The following is a 5775-nucleotide window of genomic DNA, read 5'->3' on the forward strand; positions in this document are numbered from 1 at the left end:
CCGCCCGGTGGGTATCTGTCAACGCGTTGGTGTTTGGAACGCGAAAAGCCCGCCGGTCCTTGTGTGGACTGACGGGGTGTGTGGGGGGGTGATGTCGCGTTGGTTGCGGGGACAGGATTTGAACCTGTGACCTTCAGGTTATGAGCCTGACGAGCTACCGGACTGCTCCACCCCGCGACAACGGGGACGAGCTCTGACATGTGAATGGGTTTAGAGAAGAAACCTGTCCCAACAACACCGGCTGCAATGCCTGGCGACGACCTACTCTTCCATCGCTTAGACGATAGTACCATCGGCGCTGTCTGGTTTCACGGCCGAGTTCGGGATGGGATCGGGTGGGGCACAGACGCTATAGCCACCAAGCAATGAAGCCGGTGTAGCTGGGATTGGTTTCTTCAAATCGATACCGTGCACTCTGGTATTCTTTAATACGGGCTGCGATGATCATCCGCCGTCAATGATAGGCGAGGGCTACGCCCAGTGCTGTCATTGATGGTGGGACTCTCAAGCGCGAATAGAGCAATTAGTATCGGTTAGCTCCACGCGTTACCGCGCTTCCACATCCGATCTATCAAGGTCGTGGTCTTCGACCGCTCTAAGAAATCTTATCTCGAGGGAGGCTTCCCGCTTAGATGCTTTCAGCGGTTATCCCGTCCATACATAGCTACCCTGCTGCGCCGTTGGCACGACGACAGGTACACCAGAGGTATGTTCAACCCGGTCCTCTCGTACTAGGGTCAACTCCTCTCAAATTTCGACGCCCACGGCAGATAGGGACCAAACTGTCTCGCGACGTTCTGAACCCAGCTCACGTACCACTTTAATTGGCGAACAGCCAAACCCTTGGGACCTGCTCCAGCCCCAGGATGTGATGAGCCGACATCGAGGTGCCAAACAACCCCGTCGATATGAGCTCTTGGGGGTTATCAGCCTGTTATCCCCGGCGTACCTTTTATCCGTTGAGCGATGGCCCTTCCACGAGGGACCACCGGATCACTATGACCGACTTTCGTCTCTGCTCGACTTGTCAGTCTCGCAGTCAGGCTGGCTTATGCCATTGCACTCTAACAGCCGGTTTCCAACCGGCCTGAGCCAACCTTCGCGCGCCTCCGTTACTCTTTAGGAGGCGACCGCCCCAGTCAAACTACCCGCCACAGAGGGTCCCTGAGCCAGTTTCATGGCTCGAGGTTAGACATCAGAAAACAACAGGGTGGTATTTCACATTGTGGCTCCACGACAGCTGGCGCCATCGCTTCAAAGCCTCCCACCTATTCTACACAGTTCTTTCCTAATGCCACTCTGAAGCTGCAGTAAAGGTGCACGGGGTCTTTCCGTCTAACCGCGGGTACTCCGCATCTTCACGGAGAATTCAATTTCGCTGAGCATGTCCTGGAGACAGTGGGGAAGTCGTTACGCCATTCGTGCAGGTCGGAACTTACCCGACAAGGAATTTCGCTACCTTAGGACCGTTATAGTTACGGCCGCCGTTTACCTGGGCTTCATTTCGGAGCTTGCACCCCTCCACTTAACCTTCAGGCACCGGGCAGGCGTCAGGCCCTATACGTCGTCTTGAAGCCGACTTAGCAGAGCCCTGTGTTTTTGCTAAACAGTCGCTACCCCCTGGCCTGTGCCCCCTCAAAAAGCTTGCGCTCAGTGAGGGCCTCCTTCTTCCGAAGGTACGGAGGCAATTTGCCGAGTTCCTTCAGGACACTTCTCTCAAGCGCCTTGGTATACTCTACCTGACCACCTGTGTCGGTTTCGGGTACGGTCTATACGGTGGGGCTATTTCCTGGAACCCCTTCGAAGCACGTCCAATCCGATAAGGACGTACAACACACGGGATCCGTCACACACCACCAGGCCCACGAATATTAACGTGGTTCCCATCGATTACCCCCTTCGGGCTCATCTTAGGGGCCGGCTCACCCTGCGCGGATTAGCCTTGCGCAGGAACCCTTGGTCTTTCGGCGAAAGGGCATCTCACCCTTTTTATCGCTACTCATGTCTGCATTCGCACTTCCGATACCTCCACCGTCGGTTACCCTTCGGCTTCGCAGGCTTACGGAACGCTCCGCTACCGCGTGTAGTAAACTACACACCCTAAGCTTCGGTGCACGTCTTGAGCCCCGTTACATCTTCGCCGCAGGAACCCTTATTTAGACCAGTGAGCTGTTACGCTTTCTTTAAAGGATGGCTGCTTCTAAGCCAACCTCCTGGTTGTTTTGGGATTCCCACATGCTTTCCCACTTAGACGTGACTTGGGGACCTTAGCTGTAGGTCAGGGCTGTTTCCCTTTTGACGACGGACCTTAGCACCCGCCGTCTGTCTCCCAGATAGTACTCGTGCGTATTCGGAGTTTGGTTAGAGTTGGTAGATCTCGCGACCCCCGCATCCATCCAGTGCTCTACCCCGCACGGTATTCATCTGAGGCACTACCTCAATAGTTTTCGCGGAGAACCAGCTATTTCCCGGCTTGATTGGCCTTTCACCCCTAAACACAACTCATCCGGTAACTTTTCAACGTTAATCGGTTCGGACCTCCAGTGCGTGTTACCGCACCTTCATCCTGGTCATGCCTAGATCGCCGGGTTTCGGGTCTAATACACCAAACTAAGTCGCCCTATTCAGACTCGCTTTCGCTGCGCCTACACCTATCGGCTTAAGCTTGCTTGGTACATTAAGTCACAGACCCATTATGCAAGAGGTACGCGGTCACCCCATAAAGAGGCTCCCACTGCTTGTAGGCAATCCGTTTCAGGTACTGTTTCACTCCCCTCATCGGGGTGCTTTTCACCTTTCCCTCACGGTACTAGTTCGCTATCGGTCATGTACGAGTATTTAGGCTTAGAGGGTGGTCCCCCTATGTTCAGACAGGATTACACGTGTCCCGCCCTACTCGAGTCCTTGATCATCACTTTCGCATACGGGACTGTCACCCGCTATGGTCACACTTTCCAGAGTGTTCTGCTAGTTGAAATCAAGGCACTGGCCTGGTCCGCGTTCGCTCGCCACTACTAACGGAATCTCGGTTGATGTCTTTTCCTCCGGCTACTGAGATGTTTCAGTTCACCGGGTTCGCTTCACCAAAGCTATTTTATTCACTTCGGTGATACCTTTCCCAATTAACTCGGCCACCCATTGCTGGATACGCTGAATTAATTGGTGAAGGTGGGTTTCCCCATTCGGAAATCGTCGGGTCAAAGCTTGCTCACAGCTCACCGACGCTTATCGCAGCGTGCCACGTCCTTCATCGCCTGTACATGCCAAGGCATCCACGAATTGCCCTTACCTCACGCTTGAGAGTCCGCACCACCAACGACAACGCTGGGAACGTCGATCAACAGAACGACGACCACTCGGCTAACGCTGCCTGTATGATGCGGATAATTATCTCAGCTCGTATTAATCGACGCGAGCATCACCAAGTCCGAAGACCCGCTGAAACCGGCGCCGATACGGCATCGATTTGAAAAACCCATTCACAATGTCAAAGACGCTTGCGGCCCGCAGGCCGCGAATTGCTGCACAATGCTGCGCAGCAAACCGGTTGCTTCATCCCTGGATATATCGGTTGTGCCCGCTGCGCCGCTGCGATTTAGCTTTCGCCAAATCGTCTCCACCGCTGCGGACTGGTGGAGCCTGTCGGGATCGAACCGACGACCTCAAGCTTGCAAAGCTAGCGCTCTCCCAACTGAGCTAAGGCCCCGTTAGCGCGCTCGTGCAAGCCACCTGCCTGGCAATGTGGTGGGCCGAGTAGGAGTTGAACCTACGACCTCACGCTTATCAGGCGTGCGCTCTAACCACCTGAGCTACCGGCCCCCAATGCCACGCCCGACTGGCCCAATGGGCCGCGGGCGGCAAGAGCCAGCTCAGGCTTCCATCCCCGAAGGGATGGTATCCAGTGATGAAGGGACATGAGGACGGCGGCTATGTTCATAGGACATGGAGGAAGCTCTTCCACGATCGCGAGGCCGAAGCCTGGGGATCATGGCGCTTTCCGCCGCGTTCCTTAGAAAGGAGGTGATCCAGCCGCAGGTTCCCCTACGGCTACCTTGTTACGACTTCACCCCAGTCGCTAAACCCACCGTGGTCGCCTGCCTCTCTTGCGAGTTAGCGCAACGCCTTCGGGTGAATCCAACTCCCATGGTGTGACGGGCGGTGTGTACAAGGCCTGGGAACGTATTCACCGTGGCATGCTGATCCACGATTACTAGCGATTCCGCCTTCATGCACTCGAGTTGCAGAGTGCAATCCGAACTGAGACGACTTTTGGAGATTAGCTCACCCTCGCGGGTTTGCAGCCCACTGTAGTCGCCATTGTAGCACGTGTGTAGCCCAGCGCGTAAGGGCCATGAGGACTTGACGTCATCCCCACCTTCCTCCGGCTTATCACCGGCGGTTCCTTTAGAGTACCCAACTAAATGATGGTAACTAAAGGCGAGGGTTGCGCTCGTTGCGGGACTTAACCCAACATCTCACGACACGAGCTGACGACAGCCATGCAGCACCTGTGTCCCAGTCCCCGAAGGGAAGAAATCCATCTCTGGAAGTCGTCCGGGCATGTCAAACGCTGGTAAGGTTCTGCGCGTTGCTTCGAATTAAACCACATGCTCCACCGCTTGTGCAGGCCCCCGTCAATTCATTTGAGTTTTAACCTTGCGGCCGTACTCCCCAGGCGGATAACTTAATGCGTTAGCTGCGCCACCTAAGCGCCAAGCGCCCAGACAGCTAGTTATCATCGTTTACGGCGTGGACTACCAGGGTATCTAATCCTGTTTGCTCCCCACGCTTTCGCACCTCAGCGTCAATACCAGTCCAGTGAGCCGCCTTCGCCACTGGTGTTCTTCCGAATATCTACGAATTTCACCTCTACACTCGGAATTCCACTCACCTCTCCTGGATTCAAGCGATGCAGTCTCAAAGGCAGTTCTGGAGTTGAGCTCCAGGCTTTCACCTCTGACTTACAAAGCCGCCTACGTGCGCTTTACGCCCAGTAATTCCGAATAACGCTAGCTCCCTCCGTATTACCGCGGCTGCTGGCACGGAGTTAGCCGGAGCTTATTCTCCCGGTACTGTCATTATCATCCCGGGTAAAAGAGCTTTACAACCCTAAGGCCTTCATCACTCACGCGGCATTGCTGGATCAGGCTTTCGCCCATTGTCCAATATTCCCCACTGCTGCCTCCCGTAGGAGTCTGGGCCGTGTCTCAGTCCCAGTGTGGCTGATCATCCTCTCAGACCAGCTAAGGATCGTCGCCTTGGTGAGCTCTTACCTCACCAACTAGCTAATCCTACGCGGGCTCATCCTCGGGCGATAAATCTTTGGACTTTCGTCATCATCCGGTATTAGCAGTAATTTCTCACTGTTATTCCGAACCCAAGGGCAGATTCCCACGCGTTACGCACCCGTGCGCCACTAAGGCCGAAGCCTTCGTTCGACTTGCATGTGTTAGGCATGCCGCCAGCGTTCATTCTGAGCCATGATCAAACTCTCAAGTTTATGTACGATACGAACCAGGTGGAATGCCCCGCCCGTACCGCTCATCTCAAGGAGCCGCTCTGCACAAAATTCTATTCACGTATGGAAACGTGTAAAGGACATGCAAGAGCAGCTTAGCTTTACCGAGCACCCGACGCCTTGAAGCCGCCGGACCCGGGGCCGCCGCCCACATGTCCCTTCATCTAAATCACAATGTCAAAGAGCGCAAAACACCGACGCCCTGCCTAACCCCTTTTTCTCGGAGCGGCCGTGCGCCTGGTTTTCGATAACCGCCG

3 tRNA genes and 3 rRNA genes are annotated in these 5775 nt (G+C 55.0%); all 6 read right to left on the bottom strand.

Going from position 1 to position 5775, the window contains the following annotated elements:
* Positions 1–100: 100 nt before the first annotated feature.
* A tRNA-Met gene (locus HB724_RS20055) sits at positions 101–177 on the bottom strand.
* 71 nt (positions 178–248) lie between these two features.
* Positions 249–363, bottom strand: a 5S ribosomal RNA gene (gene rrf / locus HB724_RS20060).
* A 140-nt stretch (positions 364–503) separates the two neighbouring features.
* A 23S ribosomal RNA gene (locus HB724_RS20065) occupies positions 504–3299 on the bottom strand.
* Positions 3300–3630: 331 nt separating this feature from the next.
* Positions 3631–3706 (bottom strand) — tRNA-Ala (locus tag HB724_RS20070).
* 36 nt (positions 3707–3742) lie between these two features.
* Positions 3743–3819 (bottom strand) — tRNA-Ile (locus HB724_RS20075).
* 194 nt (positions 3820–4013) lie between these two features.
* A 16S ribosomal RNA gene (locus HB724_RS20080) occupies positions 4014–5500 on the bottom strand.
* The 16S, 23S and 5S rRNA genes sit together here with 3 tRNA genes alongside, the layout of an rRNA operon.
* Positions 5501–5775: the final 275 nt, after the last annotated feature.

The sequence above is a fragment of the Sphingomonas sp. dw_22 genome, assembly GCF_018449795.1.
In the GTDB taxonomy this organism is placed as follows: Bacteria; Pseudomonadota; Alphaproteobacteria; order Sphingomonadales; family Sphingomonadaceae; genus Sphingomonas.